This window comes from Pseudomonas sp. MDT1-17, from assembly GCF_054898105.1.
On record NZ_JBUBVM010000001.1, the window covers coordinates 1,483,749 to 1,501,258 of the forward strand.

Sequence of the window (17,510 nt, forward strand, 5' to 3'; positions counted from 1 at the left end):
AGAGGGTTTCAAGTGAACAAGTGGTTGATTCCAGCGGTTACCGCCGTGGCATTGCTCAGCGGTTGTTCCTCCGTACAACGCGGTTCGATTCCAGTTGTGGATTCCGGCAGCGCTGTCTCCAACAGTGAGCGAGTATCGGCGAATGGCGGTTTCCGTCAGACGACGACAAAACGTCCTGCCCAAGCCCAGACTCAAGCAATACCGCAAGGTGATACCGGCGTCGTCGTGATGGTGCCAGGTGGCGGCGCAGTGACGTCGGCTCCGATCAGCACAGCGCCGATCACGCCAGGCCCGATTACTCCGGGGCCGATCGATACCGCGCCGGTCCAGTCGGCACCGGTCAATCAGGGCAGCTACAGCATGCCGTCGACGCCGAGCGGGATTCCTTCGGCGAACTCCGGTGGCTTGTCTGCCGACGAGCAATTGGACGGTCCGGTTCTGGCCTTGCTGACCACCGCTCAGCAGCAACAGGCGAGCGGTGATCTCAACGGTGCGTCCTCCAGCCTTGAGCGCGCCCAGCGTGTCGCGCCGCGTGAGCCACAAGTGCTTTATCGTCTGGCGCAGGTGCGCATGGCTCAAGGCGATGCGCCACAAGCCGAGCAGTTTGCTCGTCGTGGCCTGACCTTCGCCAATGGTCGTCCGGCGCTTCAGGCCAGCCTGTGGGAATTGATCGCTCAGTCGCGTGTGAAACAGGGTGATTCCGCTGGCGCAGCATTGGCCCGTCAGAAGGCCAAGGTTTCGCTGTGATGGATGCACGTTTTCCGAAAATTGCCGAGCAGTTGTTGTTGATCGAGCGTGAGCTGCGGATTCAGGGTTGGTGGGACGAAGTCTCGCCATCCGCTGAAGCGCTTTCCAGCGTCGAGCCATTCTCGGTCGACACGCTGGATTTCGAGCAGTGGCTGCAATGGATCTTTCTTCCGCGGATGAAGGCAATCCTCGAGCAGGATCTGCCCTTGCCAAACGCTTCGGGAATTCAGGAGATGGCCGAAATGGTCTTCGCCGCCCGTAATGTCCAGGGCAAGGATCGGCAACTGCAGGTGCTGCTCAAAGAGTTTGATCTACTGATTACTGCCTCCCGCTAACGCCGATCCGTTGTAGGAGCTGTCGAGTGAAACGAGGCTGCGATCTTTTGACTTTGCTTTTAAAAAGATCGCAGCCTCGTTTCACTCGACAGCTCCTACAGATGTCTACTGGCAGTTACCCGCAATCTGTTTTTGTGCTTCGGTGATGCGCTCCTGACGTTGCTGGTCGGTCAGGCGGCGCGTCTCACCGTCGACCTCCTCCCGTATTCGCGGATTGTTCTGCAGTTGAGCCAGGTTCGTTCGCGCCTGTTCGCAGTACACCTTCAGCTGGACTTGCTGCTCGGCGACCTGCTTTTTCACTTCTTTGTCGATGGCCTGTTGATCGCCAATGGCACCGCTGCGTGGCGGTGGGGCCTGTTTACCGGCAGGGGGCGAGGGCGTGACCACGGTAGTGGCTTCCTGGCCTTGGGGCGGCTGGGCGTCGAAGTGGGTAACGCCCTGGGCGTCGACCCATTTGTAGATCTGGCCTGCCATGCATAAAGGGCTGATCAGCAGAGTAACCATCAAGAACATCGTTCGCATGCCTTTTCCTTGTCATGGGTTGCGCAATTGAAGCTAACACAGGTGCTGTTTAGCGGTTTTTTCTTGCTTTCTCATGTGCTTAGTTCAATAAAGCACATAGACGACTTGACTTGGAGAGGACGAAACAGAAGAATCCAAAGTCCGCTGTAGAGGGACTGCCAGAAGCAGGCCCGCTCAGCAGATCATGAGGCGCATATCCGCGCCGACCTGTTACACCCGCAACGCGTTACCTCGCGCTGGGTGGGAAAGGCCCGCAACACTTGGGACGATCCCAATACTTGCTCAGTCAGTGCTGACGTAGTCGGCGACCACCGTCGCTCATGCTCTGCTGAGAAGTAAACCTATTAAGACCCGTCCTCTGTTATGTGGGCGGTATTCTGGCGTTTTAGAGGTGAACAACGTGGAGCTTTTATCTGGCGGTGAGATGCTCGTCCGCTTTTTGCGTGACGAAGGCGTCAAATATATCTACGGGTACCCGGGTGGTGCTCTTCTTCATGTCTACGATGCCCTGTTCAAAGAACCGGAAGTGACCCACATCCTGGTTCGTCACGAACAGGCTGCGACCCATATGGCTGACGGTTATGCCCGTGCCACCGGTAAAGCCGGTGTGGTACTGGTCACTTCCGGCCCGGGCGCAACCAATGCCATCACCGGTATTGCCACGGCCTATATGGACTCCATTCCGATGGTGATCATTTCCGGCCAGGTGCCTAGCACTATGGTTGGCACCGATGCGTTCCAGGAAACCGACATGATCGGTATCTCCCGGCCGATCGTGAAGCACAGCTTCATGATCAAACACGCGTCGGAAATCCCGGAAGTCATGAAGAAAGCGTTCTACCTGGCGCAATCCGGTCGTCCGGGGCCGGTCGTGGTCGATATCCCGAAAGACATGACCAACCCGGCCGAGAAGTTCGAATACATCTTCCCGAAAAAAGCCAAGCTGCGTTCCTACAGCCCGGCCGTTCGCGGTCACTCCGGGCAAATCCGCAAGGCGGCAGAAATGCTCCTGGCGGCCAAGCGTCCTGTGATGTACGCAGGCGGCGGAGTGATCCTCGGTGGTGGCTCCGCGCCGCTGACCGAATTGGCGAAGATGCTTAACCTGCCAGTGACCAATACCCTGATGGGCCTGGGTGCCTACCCTGGCACTGACCGTCAGTTCATCGGTATGCTCGGCATGCACGGCAGCTACACCGCTAACCTGGCGATGCACCATGCCGACGTGATCCTGGCAGTCGGTGCGCGTTTCGATGACCGCGTGATCAACGGCCCGGCCAAGTTCTGCCCGAATGCCAAGATCATTCACATCGACATCGACCCGGCTTCGATCTCCAAGACCATCAAGGCCGACGTTCCTATTGTTGGCCCGGTGGAAAGTGTCCTGACCGAAATGGTCGCGATCCTCAAGGAAATTGGCGAGACCCCGAACAAGGAGTCCGTTGCCAGTTGGTGGAAGCAGGTTGATGAGTGGCGCGGTGACCGCGGCCTGTTCCCTTACGACAAGGGCGACGGTAGCGTCATCAAGCCGCAGACCGTGATCGAAACCCTGTGCGAAGTGACCAAGGGCGATGCTTTTGTGGCCTCCGACGTGGGCCAGCACCAAATGTTCGCGGCGCAGTACTACACGTTCAACAAGCCGAACCGCTGGATCAACTCCGGCGGCTTGGGCACCATGGGCTTCGGTTTTCCGGCGGCCATGGGCATCAAGTTGAGCTTCCCGGAGGCCGACGTCGCCTGCGTAACGGGCGAGGGCAGCATCCAGATGAACATTCAGGAACTGTCCACCTGTCTGCAATATGGCTTGCCGGTGAAAATCGTGATCCTGAACAACGGTGTTCTGGGTATGGTTCGCCAGTGGCAAGACATGAGCTATGGCAGCCGTCACTCGCATTCCTACATGGAGTCGCTGCCTGACTTCGTCAAGTTGGCGGAGGCCTATGGTCACGTCGGCATGCGCATCACCGACTCGAAAGATTTGAAGTCGAAGATGGAGGAAGCGTTCGCCATGAAAGATCGTCTGGTGATCATCGATGTTTCGGTTGATACCAGCGAGCACGTCTACCCGATGCAGATCAAAGACGGCTCCATGCGCGATATGTGGCTGAGCAAGACGGAGCGTACTTAATCATGCGGCACATTATTTCCTTGCTTCTGGAAAACGAACCGGGCGCTCTGTCTCGTGTAGTCGGCCTGTTCTCGCAGCGCAACTACAACATCGAAAGCCTGACCGTGGCACCGACCGAGGACCCGACCCTGTCGCGTCTGACGCTGACCACTGTCGGCCACGATGAAGTCATCGAGCAGATCACCAAGAACCTGAACAAGCTGATCGAAGTGGTCAAATTGGTCGACCTGTCGGAGAGTGCTCACATCGAGCGCGAACTGATGCTGGTCAAGGTCAAGGCCACTGGCGCCCAGCGCGCCGAGATCAAGCGTACGACCGATATTTATCGTGGGCAGATCGTCGATGTCAGCGCTAGCGTGTATACCGTTCAATTGACCGGTACCAGCGACAAGCTCGACAGCTTCATTCAGTCCATTGGCACCGCCTCGATTCTGGAAACCGTCCGCAGCGGCGTAACCGGTATCGCCCGCGGCGACAAAGTACTCAGCATCTAAACCAAATTAGCGAATGGCCTGAACGGCCTGGATATATAGGGGAAATTCATGAAAGTTTATTACGAAAAAGACTGCGACCTGTCGATCATCCAGGGCAAGAAAGTTGCCATCATCGGTTACGGTTCCCAGGGTCACGCTCAAGCGTGCAACCTGAAAGACTCCGGCGTTGACGTTACCGTTGGCCTGCGTAAAGGCTCGGCGACTGTTGCCAAAGCCGAAGCTCACGGCCTGAAAGTGACCGACGTTGCTTCCGCTGTTGCGGCTGCCGACCTGGTCATGATCCTGACCCCGGACGAGTTCCAGTCCGCTCTGTACAAGAACGAAATCGAGCCGAACATCAAGAAAGGCGCCACCCTGGCCTTCTCCCACGGCTTCGCGATCCACTACAACCAGGTTGTGCCGCGCGCTGACCTCGACGTGATCATGATCGCGCCGAAAGCTCCGGGCCACACCGTGCGTTCCGAATTCGTGAAGGGCGGCGGTATTCCTGATCTGATCGCTATCTATCAGGACGCCTCGGGCAACGCCAAGAACGTTGCACTGTCCTACGCCGCTGGCGTTGGTGGCGGTCGTACCGGCATCATCGAAACCACCTTCAAGGACGAGACCGAAACCGACCTGTTCGGCGAACAAGCCGTTCTGTGCGGCGGTACCGTGGAACTGGTCAAAGCCGGTTTCGAAACCCTGGTTGAAGCTGGCTACGCGCCAGAAATGGCCTACTTCGAGTGCCTGCACGAACTGAAGCTGATCGTTGACCTCATGTACGAAGGCGGTATCGCCAACATGAACTACTCGATCTCCAACAACGCTGAATACGGCGAGTACGTGACCGGTCCGGAAGTGATCAACGCCGAATCCCGTCAGGCCATGCGCAACGCCCTGAAACGTATTCAGGACGGCGAATACGCCAAGATGTTCATCAGCGAAGGCGCTACCGGCTATCCTTCGATGACCGCCAAGCGTCGTAACAACGCCGCTCACGGTATCGAAATCATCGGTGAGCAACTGCGCTCCATGATGCCGTGGATCGGTGCCAACAAGATCGTCGACAAAGCTAAAAACTAAGTCGCGCACTTGTACGGAAAACGCGGCCTAGGCCGCGTTTTTTCGTTTGGGTGACCGGTTCTGGTATAAAGCTGCATCGTTTGCGGCCGAACCGTCGTCCCAGACACCTGTCCAACTTTCCACCCCGTTGCAAGGTAATGTCCATGAGCGAACGTCCCGAAGAGCCAAACCAGGCTTCTGACGCCGAAAGTCTGCTGCCCATCGATGAACACATCGAGGAAGGGCATGACGCTGAAGGTCGTAAAGTCCGGCATCGTGGTATCTATCTTCTGCCGAATCTGTTCACCACTGCGAATCTGTTTGCAGGGTTTTATTCCATCATCAATTCGATGAGCGCCCAGAGCGCCTTGAGTGCCGGTGATGCCATCGGCGCGAGCAAATATTTTGCGTTTGCCGCGATCGCGATTTTCGTTGCCATGGTGCTTGACGGCCTCGACGGTCGCGTTGCCCGTATGACCAATACCCAAAGCGCTTTCGGTGCCGAGTATGACTCGCTGTCGGACATGGTTGCCTTTGGTGTGGCGCCGGCATTGCTGGCATTCGGTTGGGCATTGGGTGACATGGGTAAGGTCGGCTGGATGGTCGCCTTCATTTATGTCGCCGGTGCGGCGTTGCGCCTGGCGCGTTTCAATACCCAGGTTGGCACCGCGGACAAACGCTACTTCATCGGCCTGGCCAGTCCGGCTGCTGCTGGTGTGGTCGCAGGCATTGTCTGGGCGTTCAGTGATTACGGCATCCAGGGTTCCAAGATGTCCTTCCTGGTTGCGCTGATGGTCGCAGCTGCCGGCATGCTGATGGTCAGCAACATCAAGTACAACAGCTTCAAAGAGCTGGATTTGAAAGGGCGCGTACCTTTCGTGGCGATTCTTGCCGTGGTGCTGGTGTTTGCCGTGGTTTTCAGTGATCCGCCGCGCATCCTGCTGCTGGTCTTCCTCGCCTATGCGGCTTCTGGTCCCGTGCAGTACCTGTTGCGTCTTCGTCGGCACAAAAGCGCCGAGTGATGTAATTTCCCTCATACTCCGCAGTCTATTGGTGCATCTGTCCTCCAATGCTGCGGAGTTGCCATGCTGATCAAAGTCTCCAAAGCGTCTGACTGCCATGAGTCGGACGTCACGCCTGAGTCCTTCTATCTATCTCGTCGCAATGTTCTTGGTGCCGCCGTTGCCGGCTTGGCCGTGAGTAGCCTGCCGCGTTGGGCCTCTGCTGGTGATGCTGCGCGTTATGCGGATGTTGAGCCTGGCAAGGCGCCTTCCTGGTTTGCCGAAAAACTGCCGTCTACCAAGTGGGGCGCGGTCAACGTCAAGGATGAGTCGATCACGCCATTCAAGGACGCGACCCATTACAACAACTTCTATGAGTTCGGCACGGATAAAGGTGATCCCGCTGCCAACGCTGGCGCGCTGAAAACCGAGCCTTGGAGCGTGGTAGTAGACGGGGAGGTAGGCAAGCCGGGACGGTACGCACTGGAAGACTTCATGAAGCCTTATCAGTTGGAGGAACGCATCTACCGTCTTCGCTGTGTAGAGGCTTGGTCGATGGTCATTCCATGGATCGGTTTTCCCATCTCGGCGTTACTCAAGGAAGTCGAGCCGACTTCCAAAGCCAAATTCATTCGCTTCGAGACCCTGGAGGATCCCAAGAGCATGCCCGGGCAGCGTTCCGGTTTTGCCTTGATCGACTGGCCTTATGTGGAAGGGCTGCGTCTGGATGAGGCGATGAATCCGTTGGCGATTCTTGCTGTAGGTATGTATGGACGGGAGCTGCCTAATCAGAACGGCGCGCCTCTGCGTTTGGTGGTGCCTTGGAAGTATGGATTCAAGAGCGTCAAATCTATCGTGCGGATCAGTCTGGTGAGTGAGCAGCCGAAAACCACTTGGCAGAGCATTGCCTCGGATGAGTATGGTTTTTATGCGAACGTGAATCCTACGGTCGACCATCCTCGTTGGACTCAGGCACGTGAGCGGCGTTTGCCGAGTGGGCTGTTCAAGCCCAATGTTCGGGATACGCAGATGTTCAATGGCTACTCGGATGAAGTCGCCTCTTTATACACAGGGCTCGATTTGCGGAAGAACTATTGATGCGATTTCCGTTTTGGCGAATTGGCATTTTTATAGCCGCAGGAGTGTGGCCGCTGCTTTGGCTCTACCAGGCCTGGGAGGATGTACTTGGGCCTGATCCGGGCAAGGTGCTGGTTGACCGGTTGGGGCTGGGGACGCTTGTCCTGCTACTCATTACCTTAAGCATGACACCTCTGCAGAAGCTTACCGGTTGGGCGGGGTGGATTGCTGTCCGGCGGCAACTCGGATTGTGGTGCTTCGCTTATGTGGTTATGCATTTGAGTGGTTATACGGCATTCATCCTTGGCTTTGATTGGTCGCAGTTGGGTGTCGAGTTGCGTAAGCGGCCGTACATTATTGTCGGGACGCTGGGGTTTGTCTGTTTATTGGTGTTGGCGGTGACCTCAAATCGCTATAGTCAGCGGCGGTTGGGTTCTCGCTGGAAGAAATTGCATCGTCTTTCCTACGTGGTTCTCGGGCTTGGTTTGCTGCACATGTTGTGGATTGTTCGCGCCGATCTGAAGGAGTGGGCGGTTTATGCCTTTATAGGCGCATTGCTATTAGTGTTGCGGATACCGCATGTAACCCGCCGAATCCCCCGTTTAATGGCTAAAAAGGCACCTCCTGCGAGAAAAGCGTAAATAGGTGTTGACGGCAGATTCTGGAAGTCTATAATTCGCCCCACTTCCGGCGCAGTCGAAACGGAAAACTCCTTGGTAAACAATGAGTTACGCAGTTTTCGACAGCGAGTTGCTTCAGGTCATCGAAGTCCAGAAGGAGTTGAGAGAGCAGGGTTGTGTGGCTCTTTTAACGGTTCGATCTTCTCGGTCGAAAGCGGTGTAAAAGAGGTGTTGACAGCAGCGAGTAACGCTGTAGAATTCGCCTCCCGCTAACGAGAGATCGGAAGCGCAAGTGGTTGAAGTTGCAGAGGAAACTTTGAAAACTTCTTAAGATAACCGCTTGACAGCAACAGAGGCTGCTGTAGAATGCGCGCCTCGGTTGAGACGAAAGATCTTAACCAACCGCTCTTTAACAACTGAATCAAGCAATTCGTGTGGGTGCTTGTGGAGTCAGACTGATAGTCAACAAGATTATCAGCATCACAAGTTACTCCGCGAGAAATCAAAGATGTAACCAACGATTGCTGAGCCAAGTTTAGGGTTTCTTAAAAACCCAAAGATGTTTGAACTGAAGAGTTTGATCATGGCTCAGATTGAACGCTGGCGGCAGGCCTAACACATGCAAGTCGAGCGGCAGCACGGGTACTTGTACCTGGTGGCGAGCGGCGGACGGGTGAGTAATGCCTAGGAATCTGCCTGGTAGTGGGGGATAACGCTCGGAAACGGACGCTAATACCGCATACGTCCTACGGGAGAAAGCAGGGGACCTTCGGGCCTTGCGCTATCAGATGAGCCTAGGTCGGATTAGCTAGTTGGTGAGGTAATGGCTCACCAAGGCGACGATCCGTAACTGGTCTGAGAGGATGATCAGTCACACTGGAACTGAGACACGGTCCAGACTCCTACGGGAGGCAGCAGTGGGGAATATTGGACAATGGGCGAAAGCCTGATCCAGCCATGCCGCGTGTGTGAAGAAGGTCTTCGGATTGTAAAGCACTTTAAGTTGGGAGGAAGGGCAGTAAATTAATACTTTGCTGTTTTGACGTTACCGACAGAATAAGCACCGGCTAACTCTGTGCCAGCAGCCGCGGTAATACAGAGGGTGCAAGCGTTAATCGGAATTACTGGGCGTAAAGCGCGCGTAGGTGGTTCGTTAAGTTGGATGTGAAATCCCCGGGCTCAACCTGGGAACTGCATTCAAAACTGTCGAGCTAGAGTATGGTAGAGGGTGGTGGAATTTCCTGTGTAGCGGTGAAATGCGTAGATATAGGAAGGAACACCAGTGGCGAAGGCGACCACCTGGACTGATACTGACACTGAGGTGCGAAAGCGTGGGGAGCAAACAGGATTAGATACCCTGGTAGTCCACGCCGTAAACGATGTCAACTAGCCGTTGGGAGCCTTGAGCTCTTAGTGGCGCAGCTAACGCATTAAGTTGACCGCCTGGGGAGTACGGCCGCAAGGTTAAAACTCAAATGAATTGACGGGGGCCCGCACAAGCGGTGGAGCATGTGGTTTAATTCGAAGCAACGCGAAGAACCTTACCAGGCCTTGACATCCAATGAACTTTCCAGAGATGGATTGGTGCCTTCGGGAACATTGAGACAGGTGCTGCATGGCTGTCGTCAGCTCGTGTCGTGAGATGTTGGGTTAAGTCCCGTAACGAGCGCAACCCTTGTCCTTAGTTACCAGCACGTCATGGTGGGCACTCTAAGGAGACTGCCGGTGACAAACCGGAGGAAGGTGGGGATGACGTCAAGTCATCATGGCCCTTACGGCCTGGGCTACACACGTGCTACAATGGTCGGTACAGAGGGTTGCCAAGCCGCGAGGTGGAGCTAATCCCAGAAAACCGATCGTAGTCCGGATCGCAGTCTGCAACTCGACTGCGTGAAGTCGGAATCGCTAGTAATCGCGAATCAGAATGTCGCGGTGAATACGTTCCCGGGCCTTGTACACACCGCCCGTCACACCATGGGAGTGGGTTGCACCAGAAGTAGCTAGTCTAACCTTCGGGAGGACGGTTACCACGGTGTGATTCATGACTGGGGTGAAGTCGTAACAAGGTAGCCGTAGGGGAACCTGCGGCTGGATCACCTCCTTAATCGACGACATCAGCTGCTCCATAAGTTCCCACACGAATTGCTTGATTCATTGAAGAAGACGATATAGAAGCAGCCCGAAATTGGGTCTGTAGCTCAGTTGGTTAGAGCGCACCCCTGATAAGGGTGAGGTCGGCAGTTCGAATCTGCCCAGACCCACCAATTTTGTGTGGGAAACGCCTGTAGAAATACGGGGCCATAGCTCAGCTGGGAGAGCGCCTGCCTTGCACGCAGGAGGTCAACGGTTCGATCCCGTTTGGCTCCACCACTAACTGCTTCTGTTTGTTGAAAGCTTAGAAATGAGCATTCCATTGTGATGATGGTGAATGTTGATTTCTAGTCTTTGGCTAGATCGTTCTTTAAAAATTTGGGTATGTGATAGAAAGATAGACTGGACGTTACTTTCACTGGTAACGGATCAGGCTAAGGTAAAATTTGTGAGTTGCTCTTAATGAGTAAGAATGCGAATTTTCGGCGAATGTCGTCTTCACAGTATAACCAGATTGCTTGGGGTTATATGGTCAAGTGAAGAAGCGCATACGGTGGATGCCTTGGCAGTCAGAGGCGATGAAAGACGTGGTAGCCTGCGAAAAGCTTCGGGGAGTCGGCAAACAGACTTTGATCCGGAGATGTCTGAATGGGGGAACCCAGCCATCATAAGATGGTTATCTTAAGCTGAATACATAGGCTTAAGAGGCGAACCAGGGGAACTGAAACATCTAAGTACCCTGAGGAAAAGAAATCAACCGAGATTCCCTTAGTAGTGGCGAGCGAACGGGGACTAGCCCTTAAGTGGCTTTGAGATTAGCGGAACGTTCTGGAAAGTACGGCCATAGTGGGTGATAGCCCTGTACGCGAAAATCTCTTAGTCATGAAATCGAGTAGGACGGAGCACGAGAAACTTTGTCTGAATATGGGGGGACCATCCTCCAAGGCTAAATACTACTGACTGACCGATAGTGAACTAGTACCGTGAGGGAAAGGCGAAAAGAACCCCGGAGAGGGGAGTGAAATAGATCCTGAAACCGTATGCGTACAAGCAGTGGGAGCCCACTTTGTTGGGTGACTGCGTACCTTTTGTATAATGGGTCAGCGACTTATTTTCAGTGGCGAGCTTAACCGAATAGGGGAGGCGTAGCGAAAGCGAGTCTTAATAGGGCGTCTAGTCGCTGGGAGTAGACCCGAAACCGGGCGATCTATCCATGGGCAGGTTGAAGGTTGGGTAACACTAACTGGAGGACCGAACCGACTACCGTTGAAAAGTTAGCGGATGACCTGTGGATCGGAGTGAAAGGCTAATCAAGCTCGGAGATAGCTGGTTCTCCTCGAAAGCTATTTAGGTAGCGCCTCATGTATCACTGTAGGGGGTAGAGCACTGTTTCGGCTAGGGGGTCATCCCGACTTACCAAACCGATGCAAACTCCGAATACCTACAAGTGCCGAGCATGGGAGACACACGGCGGGTGCTAACGTCCGTCGTGAAAAGGGAAACAACCCAGACCGTCAGCTAAGGTCCCAAAGTTATGGTTAAGTGGGAAACGATGTGGGAAGGCTTAGACAGCTAGGAGGTTGGCTTAGAAGCAGCCACCCTTTAAAGAAAGCGTAATAGCTCACTAGTCGAGTCGGCCTGCGCGGAAGATGTAACGGGGCTCAAACCATACACCGAAGCTACGGGTATCACTTAGGTGATGCGGTAGAGGAGCGTTCTGTAAGCCTGTGAAGGTGAGTTGAGAAGCTTGCTGGAGGTATCAGAAGTGCGAATGCTGACATGAGTAACGACAATGGGTGTGAAAAACACCCACGCCGAAAGACCAAGGTTTCCTGCGCAACGTTAATCGACGCAGGGTTAGTCGGTCCCTAAGGCGAGGCTGAAAAGCGTAGTCGATGGAAAACAGGTTAATATTCCTGTACTTCTGGTTATTGCGATGGAGGGACGGAGAAGGCTAGGCCAGCTTGGCGTTGGTTGTCCAAGTTTAAGGTGGTAGGCTGGAATCTTAGGTAAATCCGGGATTCTAAGGCCGAGAGCTGATGACGAGTTACCCTTTGGGTGACGAAGTGGTTGATGCCATGCTTCCAAGAAAAGCTTCTAAGCTTCAGGTAACCAGGAACCGTACCCCAAACCGACACAGGTGGTTGGGTAGAGAATACCAAGGCGCTTGAGAGAACTCGGGTGAAGGAACTAGGCAAAATGGCACCGTAACTTCGGGAGAAGGTGCGCCGGTGAGGGTGAAGCATTTACTGCGTAAGCCCATGCCGGTCGAAGATACCAGGCCGCTGCGACTGTTTATTAAAAACACAGCACTCTGCAAACACGAAAGTGGACGTATAGGGTGTGACGCCTGCCCGGTGCCGGAAGGTTAATTGATGGGGTTAGCTAACGCGAAGCTCTTGATCGAAGCCCCGGTAAACGGCGGCCGTAACTATAACGGTCCTAAGGTAGCGAAATTCCTTGTCGGGTAAGTTCCGACCTGCACGAATGGCGTAACGATGGCGGCGCTGTCTCCACCCGAGACTCAGTGAAATTGAAATCGCTGTGAAGATGCAGTGTATCCGCGGCTAGACGGAAAGACCCCGTGAACCTTTACTATAGCTTTGCACTGGACTTTGAATTTGCTTGTGTAGGATAGGTGGGAGGCTTTGAAGCGTGGACGCCAGTTCGCGTGGAGCCAACCTTGAAATACCACCCTGGCAACTTTGAGGTTCTAACTCAGGTCCGTTATCCGGATCGAGGACAGTGTATGGTGGGTAGTTTGACTGGGGCGGTCTCCTCCTAAAGAGTAACGGAGGAGTACGAAGGTGCGCTCAGACCGGTCGGAAATCGGTCGTAGAGTATAAAGGCAAAAGCGCGCTTGACTGCGAGACAGACACGTCGAGCAGGTACGAAAGTAGGTCTTAGTGATCCGGTGGTTCTGTATGGAAGGGCCATCGCTCAACGGATAAAAGGTACTCCGGGGATAACAGGCTGATACCGCCCAAGAGTTCATATCGACGGCGGTGTTTGGCACCTCGATGTCGGCTCATCACATCCTGGGGCTGAAGCCGGTCCCAAGGGTATGGCTGTTCGCCATTTAAAGTGGTACGCGAGCTGGGTTTAGAACGTCGTGAGACAGTTCGGTCCCTATCTGCCGTGGACGTTTGAGATTTGAGAGGGGCTGCTCCTAGTACGAGAGGACCGGAGTGGACGAACCTCTGGTGTTCCGGTTGTCACGCCAGTGGCATTGCCGGGTAGCTATGTTCGGAATAGATAACCGCTGAAAGCATCTAAGCGGGAAACTAGCCTCAAGATGAGATCTCACTGGGACCTTGAGTCCCCTGAAGGGCCGTCGAAGACTACGACGTTGATAGGTTGGGTGTGTAAGCGCTGTGAGGCGTTGAGCTAACCAATACTAATTGCCCGTGAGGCTTGACCATATAACACCCAAGCAATTTGTGAACTCGAAAGAGGCCAGATTGCGGTGTGTGAAGACGACACCAGTCGAAAATTCGCAAGGCAACACACAAATCTATCGCCTACCCATTCGCTGGAGCGTGAACCTGAAAAGGCCCACGACCTGGCTACCGAATTTCTTGACGACCATAGAGCATTGGAACCACCTGATCCCATCCCGAACTCAGCAGTGAAACGATGCATCGCCGATGGTAGTGTGGGGTTTCCCCATGTGAGAGTAGGTCATCGTCAAGATTAAATTCCGAAACCCCTATCTGCGTATGCAGGTAGGGGTTTTGTTTTGTCCGCAGGAAAGTGGCTTTCAGTTACAGCACAAATTTGCACAGTTATTTTCGATCTATGACACTAGAATAGGTCAAACTTTTTCGGAGCCAGAGCCTTTATGCCAGATCCGGTTGACGCCCCTGGGCTGTCAGAATTACCGCTGGACGACTTGGTAGCGTGTCATGAGTGCGACTTGCTGATGCGCAAGCCCGTGGTCGCCCATGGCGAGAAAGCGCTCTGTCCGCGCTGCGGTTACGAGCTCTACGCCCATCGGCATAACGTCGTACAGCGCAGTCTCGCCCTGGTTCTCGCCGCTCTGTTGTTGTATATCCCGGCGAACTTTTTACCCATCATGCAGCTCCATCTACTTGGGCAGTCATCGGATGACACTGTCTGGAGTGGTGTTGTTGGCCTGTTCAATACCGGAATGCAGGGCGTGGCAGTCGTGGTGTTTCTCTGCAGTATGGGAATCCCGCTGCTCAAACTGCTCTGCCAACTGGCAGTACTGCTGAGTATTCGTTTCGATATCGGACGCAGTTACGGCCTGTTGCTCTACCGCATTTATCACCATTTACGCGATTGGGGGATGCTCGAGGTTTACCTCATGGGCGTACTGGTAGCGATCGTCAAACTGGCAGATATGGCAGCAATTACCGTTGGTCTTGGCCTGGTGTGCTTTATCGGGTTGTTGTTGGTTCAGGTCTGGCTGGAGGTTGTGATGTCGCCTCATCAGATCTGGCAGGCTTTATCAGGAGAGGATGCCCATGCGGGCGATTGATGCAGGCATTCTTATTTGCGCAGAATGCCATGAATTGAACAAGCAGGAAGCCGACACCGACGAGCAGGTCTGCACCCGTTGCGGTGCGCTGGTTCACGCCCGCCGTCCGAACAGTGTGACGCGTACCTGGGCACTGCTGGTGACCGCCGCGGTTCTGTACATCCCGGCCAACGTGCTGCCGATCATGACCGTCAGTTCACTGGGGCAGGGTGATCCCAGCACCATCATGTCCGGTGTGATCCAACTGGTTCAGCACGGCATGATCCCCATCGCCGCCGTGGTTTTTATCGCCAGTATTCTGGTACCAACGTTCAAATTGGTGGGCATCGCACTGCTTCTGTTTTCCGTGCAGCGCCGCCAGCCACTGTCGGCTCGCCAACGCATTTGGATGTATCGCTTTATTGAGTTCATTGGCCGCTGGTCGATGCTCGATATCTTTGTGATCGCCATCCTGGTGGCGGTTGTGAATTTCGGACGGCTTGCCAGCGTCGAAGCCAATCTTGGCGCCATCGCTTTCGCCAGTGTGGTGATTCTGACGATGCTTGCCGCAGTAACTTTCGATCCCCGACTGATTTGGGATAACACGGAGTCGGACGACGACCATGACTGATTTGCCTACAGCAAAAACCCGACCGGCCTCGAACTGGTCTGCTATCTGGGTACTGCCACTGATCGCCCTGATCATCGGCGGCTGGCTCGGCTGGCGTGCCTACAACGAGACCGGCCTCGAGATTCAGGTGCGTTTCGAAAGCGGTGAAGGCATTCAGGCCAACAAGACCGAAGTCGTCTACAAAGGCATGTCGGTGGGTAAGGTGAAGACCCTCAAACTTGATGATAAAGGCAGCTCTAAAGGCGTGATCGCTACCGTCGAGATGAACAAGGACGTGGAGCAATACCTGCGGACCAGCACCCGTTTCTGGCTGGTCAAACCGAGCGTGACCCTGGCTGGCATCACTGGGCTGGAGACGCTGGTCTCGGGTAACTACGTCGCGATAAGCCCAGGCGAGGGTGAGCCGACTCGCAAGTTCAAAGCCCTGGCCGAAGAGCCGCCGCTGTCGGACGCTCAGCCTGGTCTGCACCTGACCATCAAGGCTGATCGCCTCGGCTCGTTGAACCGCGGTAGTCCGGTGTTCTACAAGCAGATCAGGGTTGGCCAGGTCAAAAGCTACTTGCTCTCCGAAGACCAAAGCACTGTTGAGCTCAAAGTCTTCATCGAACCCACCTACGCCAAACTGGTGCGCAAACACACGCGTTTCTGGAACGCCAGCGGCATCAGCATCGACGCCAACCTGTCGGGTGTGAAAGTGCGCAGCGAGTCCCTGGCCAGCATCGTTGCCGGCGGTATCGCGTTTGCCACGCCGGAGAACCGCAAGGACAGTCCGCCCACCGATCCAAGCCTGCCGTTCCGTCTCTACGAAGATTTCGATGCGGCCGCTGCCGGGCTTCGGGTCAAGGTCAAACTCAGCGACTTCGAAGGAATGCAGGCTGGTCGCACACCGGTGATGTACAAGGGCATCCAGGTCGGCAATCTGAAAGCGCTCAAGGTCGACCCTGATCTATCCAGTGCCACCGCCGAATTGACCCTCGATCCGCTGGCTGAAGATTACCTGGTCGAAGGAACCCAGTTCTGGGTGGTCAAACCGTCGATCTCGCTGGCCGGTATCACCGGTCTCGAAGCGCTGGTCAAAGGTAACTACATTGCCGTGCGTCCAGGAGACAAAGGCGCCTCACCGCAACGCGAGTTTGTGGCACGGCCGAAGGCACCGCCGCTCGACTTGCGTGCACCAGGATTGCATCTGGTGCTGTTTACCGAGAATCTGGGTTCCCTGGAAGTCGGCAGTCCGATTCTCTACAAACAGGTCAAGGTCGGTTCGGTCCAGAGCTATCAGTTCTCGCGCACCAAAAAACAGTTGGTGATCGGTGTACACATCGAGAAGGAATACGAAGGTCTGGTCAACGCCTCGACACGGTTCTGGAATGCCAGCGGCATCACGCTGACGGGTGGGCTGACTGGGGGGATCCAGGTCAAAAGTGAGTCGCTGCAAAGCCTGATGGCCGGCGGTATTGCTTTCGAAACTCCGGAAGCCAAGGCGCCGTTGCAGAAGCGGATTCCGCGTTTTCGCCTGTTCGCCAGCCATGACGAGGCCAACCAGAAAGGCGCCGTAGTCACGATCAAGGTGGATCGCGCCGATGGCTTACGCAACGGCACACCTGTGAGATTCAAAGGCCTGGATGTTGGCAAGATTGAAGACGTCGACCTCAGTGATGACCTGCAATCGGTGATGCTCACCGCACGAATCACCGAAGTGCCGGAGCGTATCGCTCGGGTTGGCAGTCAGTTCTGGGTAGTCAAACCTGAACTGGGTCTGATCAAGACGTCCAACCTCGAAACGCTGGTCACTGGACAATACATCGAAGTGCAACCGGCAGCGAAAAACCTCGGTCCGCAGAAAAACTTCGTCGCCTTGGCCAGTCCGCCGGAAACTGCTAAACAAGAAGCCGGTTTGAGCCTGGTGTTGAGTGCTGCTCGCCGTGGTTCGCTGAAAACCGGTGTGCCGGTCACCTATCGCGAAATCACCGTGGGCAAAGTGACGGGTTATGAGCTCGGCCAGACCGCCGATCGAGTGTTGGTGCACATCCTGATCGAGCCGAAGTACGCGCCGTTGGTGCGCAGCGGCACGCGTTTCTGGAACTCCAGTGGTTTCGGCTTTGATTACGGCTTGTTCAAGGGCGCGACGATGCGAACCGAATCGCTGGAGACACTGATTCAGGGCGGTATCGCTTTCGCCACGCCGGACGGTGAGCGCATGGGCAGTCCGGCGCGACCTGAGCAAACGTTCCCGCTGTTCGATAAGTTTGAAGATGAATGGCTGACCTGGGCGCCGAAGATTTCGATCGGCAATTAAGCCCAAACAGCAGACATGAAAAAGGCCGCGATCCATTGGATCGCGGC

The 17,510-nt window shown here is 55.0% G+C and carries 12 protein-coding genes, 2 tRNA genes and 3 rRNA genes; 16 read left to right on the forward strand and 1 reads right to left on the reverse strand.

Annotated features, from left to right (window positions below):
- The first annotated feature begins 12 nt into the window (after nucleotides 1–12).
- Complete coding sequence (locus ACYZTX_RS06595) at nucleotides 13–747, forward strand: tetratricopeptide repeat protein (RefSeq protein ID WP_462033413.1); 735 nt, start codon at nucleotides 13–15, stop codon at nucleotides 745–747.
- Nucleotides 747–1,082, forward strand: a complete 336-nt coding sequence (locus tag ACYZTX_RS06600; RefSeq protein WP_149418325.1) for a YqcC family protein — start codon at nucleotides 747–749, stop codon at nucleotides 1,080–1,082. The genes ACYZTX_RS06595 and ACYZTX_RS06600 overlap by 1 nt, the downstream gene beginning before the upstream one ends.
- A 105-nt stretch (nucleotides 1,083–1,187) precedes the next feature.
- Here ACYZTX_RS06600 and ACYZTX_RS06605 read toward each other — a convergent pair whose 3' ends face one another.
- Entirely contained in the window at nucleotides 1,188–1,604 is a 417-nt protein-coding gene (locus ACYZTX_RS06605) for a DUF4124 domain-containing protein (RefSeq protein WP_462033414.1), read from the reverse strand.
- A gap of 400 nt (nucleotides 1,605–2,004) precedes the next feature.
- On the opposite strand from ACYZTX_RS06605, the gene ACYZTX_RS06610 reads away from it, so the two are divergent.
- The 14 genes from ACYZTX_RS06610 (at nucleotide 2,005) to ACYZTX_RS06675 (ending at nucleotide 17,463) form a co-directional block, all read left to right on the forward strand.
- Nucleotides 2,005–3,729, forward strand: coding sequence for an acetolactate synthase 3 large subunit (locus ACYZTX_RS06610; protein ID WP_462033415.1), 1,725 nt, complete (start codon nucleotides 2,005–2,007; stop codon nucleotides 3,727–3,729).
- 2 nt (nucleotides 3,730–3,731) lie between these two features.
- A complete protein-coding gene (gene ilvN, locus ACYZTX_RS06615) occupies nucleotides 3,732–4,223 on the forward strand; it encodes an acetolactate synthase small subunit (RefSeq protein ID WP_003176102.1) in 492 nt (163 codons plus the stop codon).
- Between the two features lie 48 nt (nucleotides 4,224–4,271).
- Nucleotides 4,272–5,288, forward strand: a complete 1,017-nt coding sequence (ilvC, locus tag ACYZTX_RS06620; protein WP_007948647.1) for a ketol-acid reductoisomerase — start codon at nucleotides 4,272–4,274, stop codon at nucleotides 5,286–5,288.
- A 143-nt stretch (nucleotides 5,289–5,431) separates the two neighbouring features.
- Nucleotides 5,432–6,289 carry a CDP-diacylglycerol--serine O-phosphatidyltransferase gene (gene pssA / locus ACYZTX_RS06625; RefSeq protein WP_462033416.1) on the forward strand — a complete coding sequence of 286 codons (858 nt, stop codon included), beginning with the start codon at nucleotides 5,432–5,434 and terminating at the stop codon, nucleotides 6,287–6,289.
- Nucleotides 6,290–6,352: 63 nt separating this feature from the next.
- Entirely contained in the window at nucleotides 6,353–7,366 is a 1,014-nt protein-coding gene (msrP, locus tag ACYZTX_RS06630; RefSeq protein ID WP_462033417.1) for a protein-methionine-sulfoxide reductase catalytic subunit MsrP, read from the forward strand.
- Nucleotides 7,366–7,986, forward strand: coding sequence for a protein-methionine-sulfoxide reductase heme-binding subunit MsrQ (gene msrQ / locus ACYZTX_RS06635; protein ID WP_462033418.1), 621 nt, complete (start codon nucleotides 7,366–7,368; stop codon nucleotides 7,984–7,986). Before msrP ends, msrQ begins: the two co-directional genes overlap by 1 nt.
- Before the next feature lie 544 nt (nucleotides 7,987–8,530).
- Nucleotides 8,531–10,069, forward strand: a 16S ribosomal RNA gene (locus tag ACYZTX_RS06640).
- A gap of 83 nt (nucleotides 10,070–10,152) precedes the next feature.
- Nucleotides 10,153–10,229, forward strand: a tRNA-Ile gene (locus ACYZTX_RS06645).
- A gap of 30 nt (nucleotides 10,230–10,259) precedes the next feature.
- Nucleotides 10,260–10,335: transfer RNA gene (locus ACYZTX_RS06650), tRNA-Ala, on the forward strand.
- A gap of 251 nt (nucleotides 10,336–10,586) precedes the next feature.
- A 23S ribosomal RNA gene (locus ACYZTX_RS06655) occupies nucleotides 10,587–13,478 on the forward strand.
- Between the two features lie 155 nt (nucleotides 13,479–13,633).
- A 5S ribosomal RNA gene (gene rrf / locus ACYZTX_RS06660) occupies nucleotides 13,634–13,749 on the forward strand.
- The 16S, 23S and 5S rRNA genes sit together here with 2 tRNA genes alongside, the layout of an rRNA operon.
- 148 nt (nucleotides 13,750–13,897) lie before the next feature.
- Nucleotides 13,898–14,557: a paraquat-inducible protein A gene (locus tag ACYZTX_RS06665; protein ID WP_462033419.1), complete on the forward strand. Its 660-nt coding sequence runs from the start codon at nucleotides 13,898–13,900 to the stop codon at nucleotides 14,555–14,557.
- Nucleotides 14,544–15,167, forward strand: coding sequence for a paraquat-inducible protein A (locus ACYZTX_RS06670; RefSeq protein WP_462033420.1), 624 nt, complete (start codon nucleotides 14,544–14,546; stop codon nucleotides 15,165–15,167). Before ACYZTX_RS06665 ends, ACYZTX_RS06670 begins: the two co-directional genes overlap by 14 nt.
- Nucleotides 15,160–17,463: a PqiB family protein gene (locus ACYZTX_RS06675; RefSeq protein WP_462033421.1), complete on the forward strand. Its 2,304-nt coding sequence runs from the start codon at nucleotides 15,160–15,162 to the stop codon at nucleotides 17,461–17,463. Before ACYZTX_RS06670 ends, ACYZTX_RS06675 begins: the two co-directional genes overlap by 8 nt.
- Nucleotides 17,464–17,510: the final 47 nt, after the last annotated feature.

Excerpts from the sequence above, each read along its gene's own strand:
- ACYZTX_RS06600 (WP_149418325.1), top strand. The coding sequence starts at position 747 with ATGGATGCACGTTTTCCGAAAATTGCCGAGCAGTTGTTGTTGATCGAG.
- ACYZTX_RS06605 (WP_462033414.1), bottom strand. The coding sequence starts at position 1,604 with ATGCGAACGATGTTCTTGATGGTTACTCTGCTGATCAGCCCTTTATGC.
- ilvN (WP_003176102.1), top strand. The coding sequence starts at position 3,732 with ATGCGGCACATTATTTCCTTGCTTCTGGAAAACGAACCGGGCGCTCTG.
- ilvC (WP_007948647.1), top strand. The coding sequence starts at position 4,272 with ATGAAAGTTTATTACGAAAAAGACTGCGACCTGTCGATCATCCAGGGC.
- pssA (WP_462033416.1), top strand. The coding sequence starts at position 5,432 with ATGAGCGAACGTCCCGAAGAGCCAAACCAGGCTTCTGACGCCGAAAGT.
- msrP (WP_462033417.1), top strand. The coding sequence starts at position 6,353 with ATGCTGATCAAAGTCTCCAAAGCGTCTGACTGCCATGAGTCGGACGTC.
- msrQ (WP_462033418.1), top strand. The coding sequence starts at position 7,366 with ATGCGATTTCCGTTTTGGCGAATTGGCATTTTTATAGCCGCAGGAGTG.
- ACYZTX_RS06665 (WP_462033419.1), top strand. The coding sequence starts at position 13,898 with ATGCCAGATCCGGTTGACGCCCCTGGGCTGTCAGAATTACCGCTGGAC.
- ACYZTX_RS06670 (WP_462033420.1), top strand. The coding sequence starts at position 14,544 with ATGCGGGCGATTGATGCAGGCATTCTTATTTGCGCAGAATGCCATGAA.
- ACYZTX_RS06675 (WP_462033421.1), top strand. The coding sequence starts at position 15,160 with ATGACTGATTTGCCTACAGCAAAAACCCGACCGGCCTCGAACTGGTCT.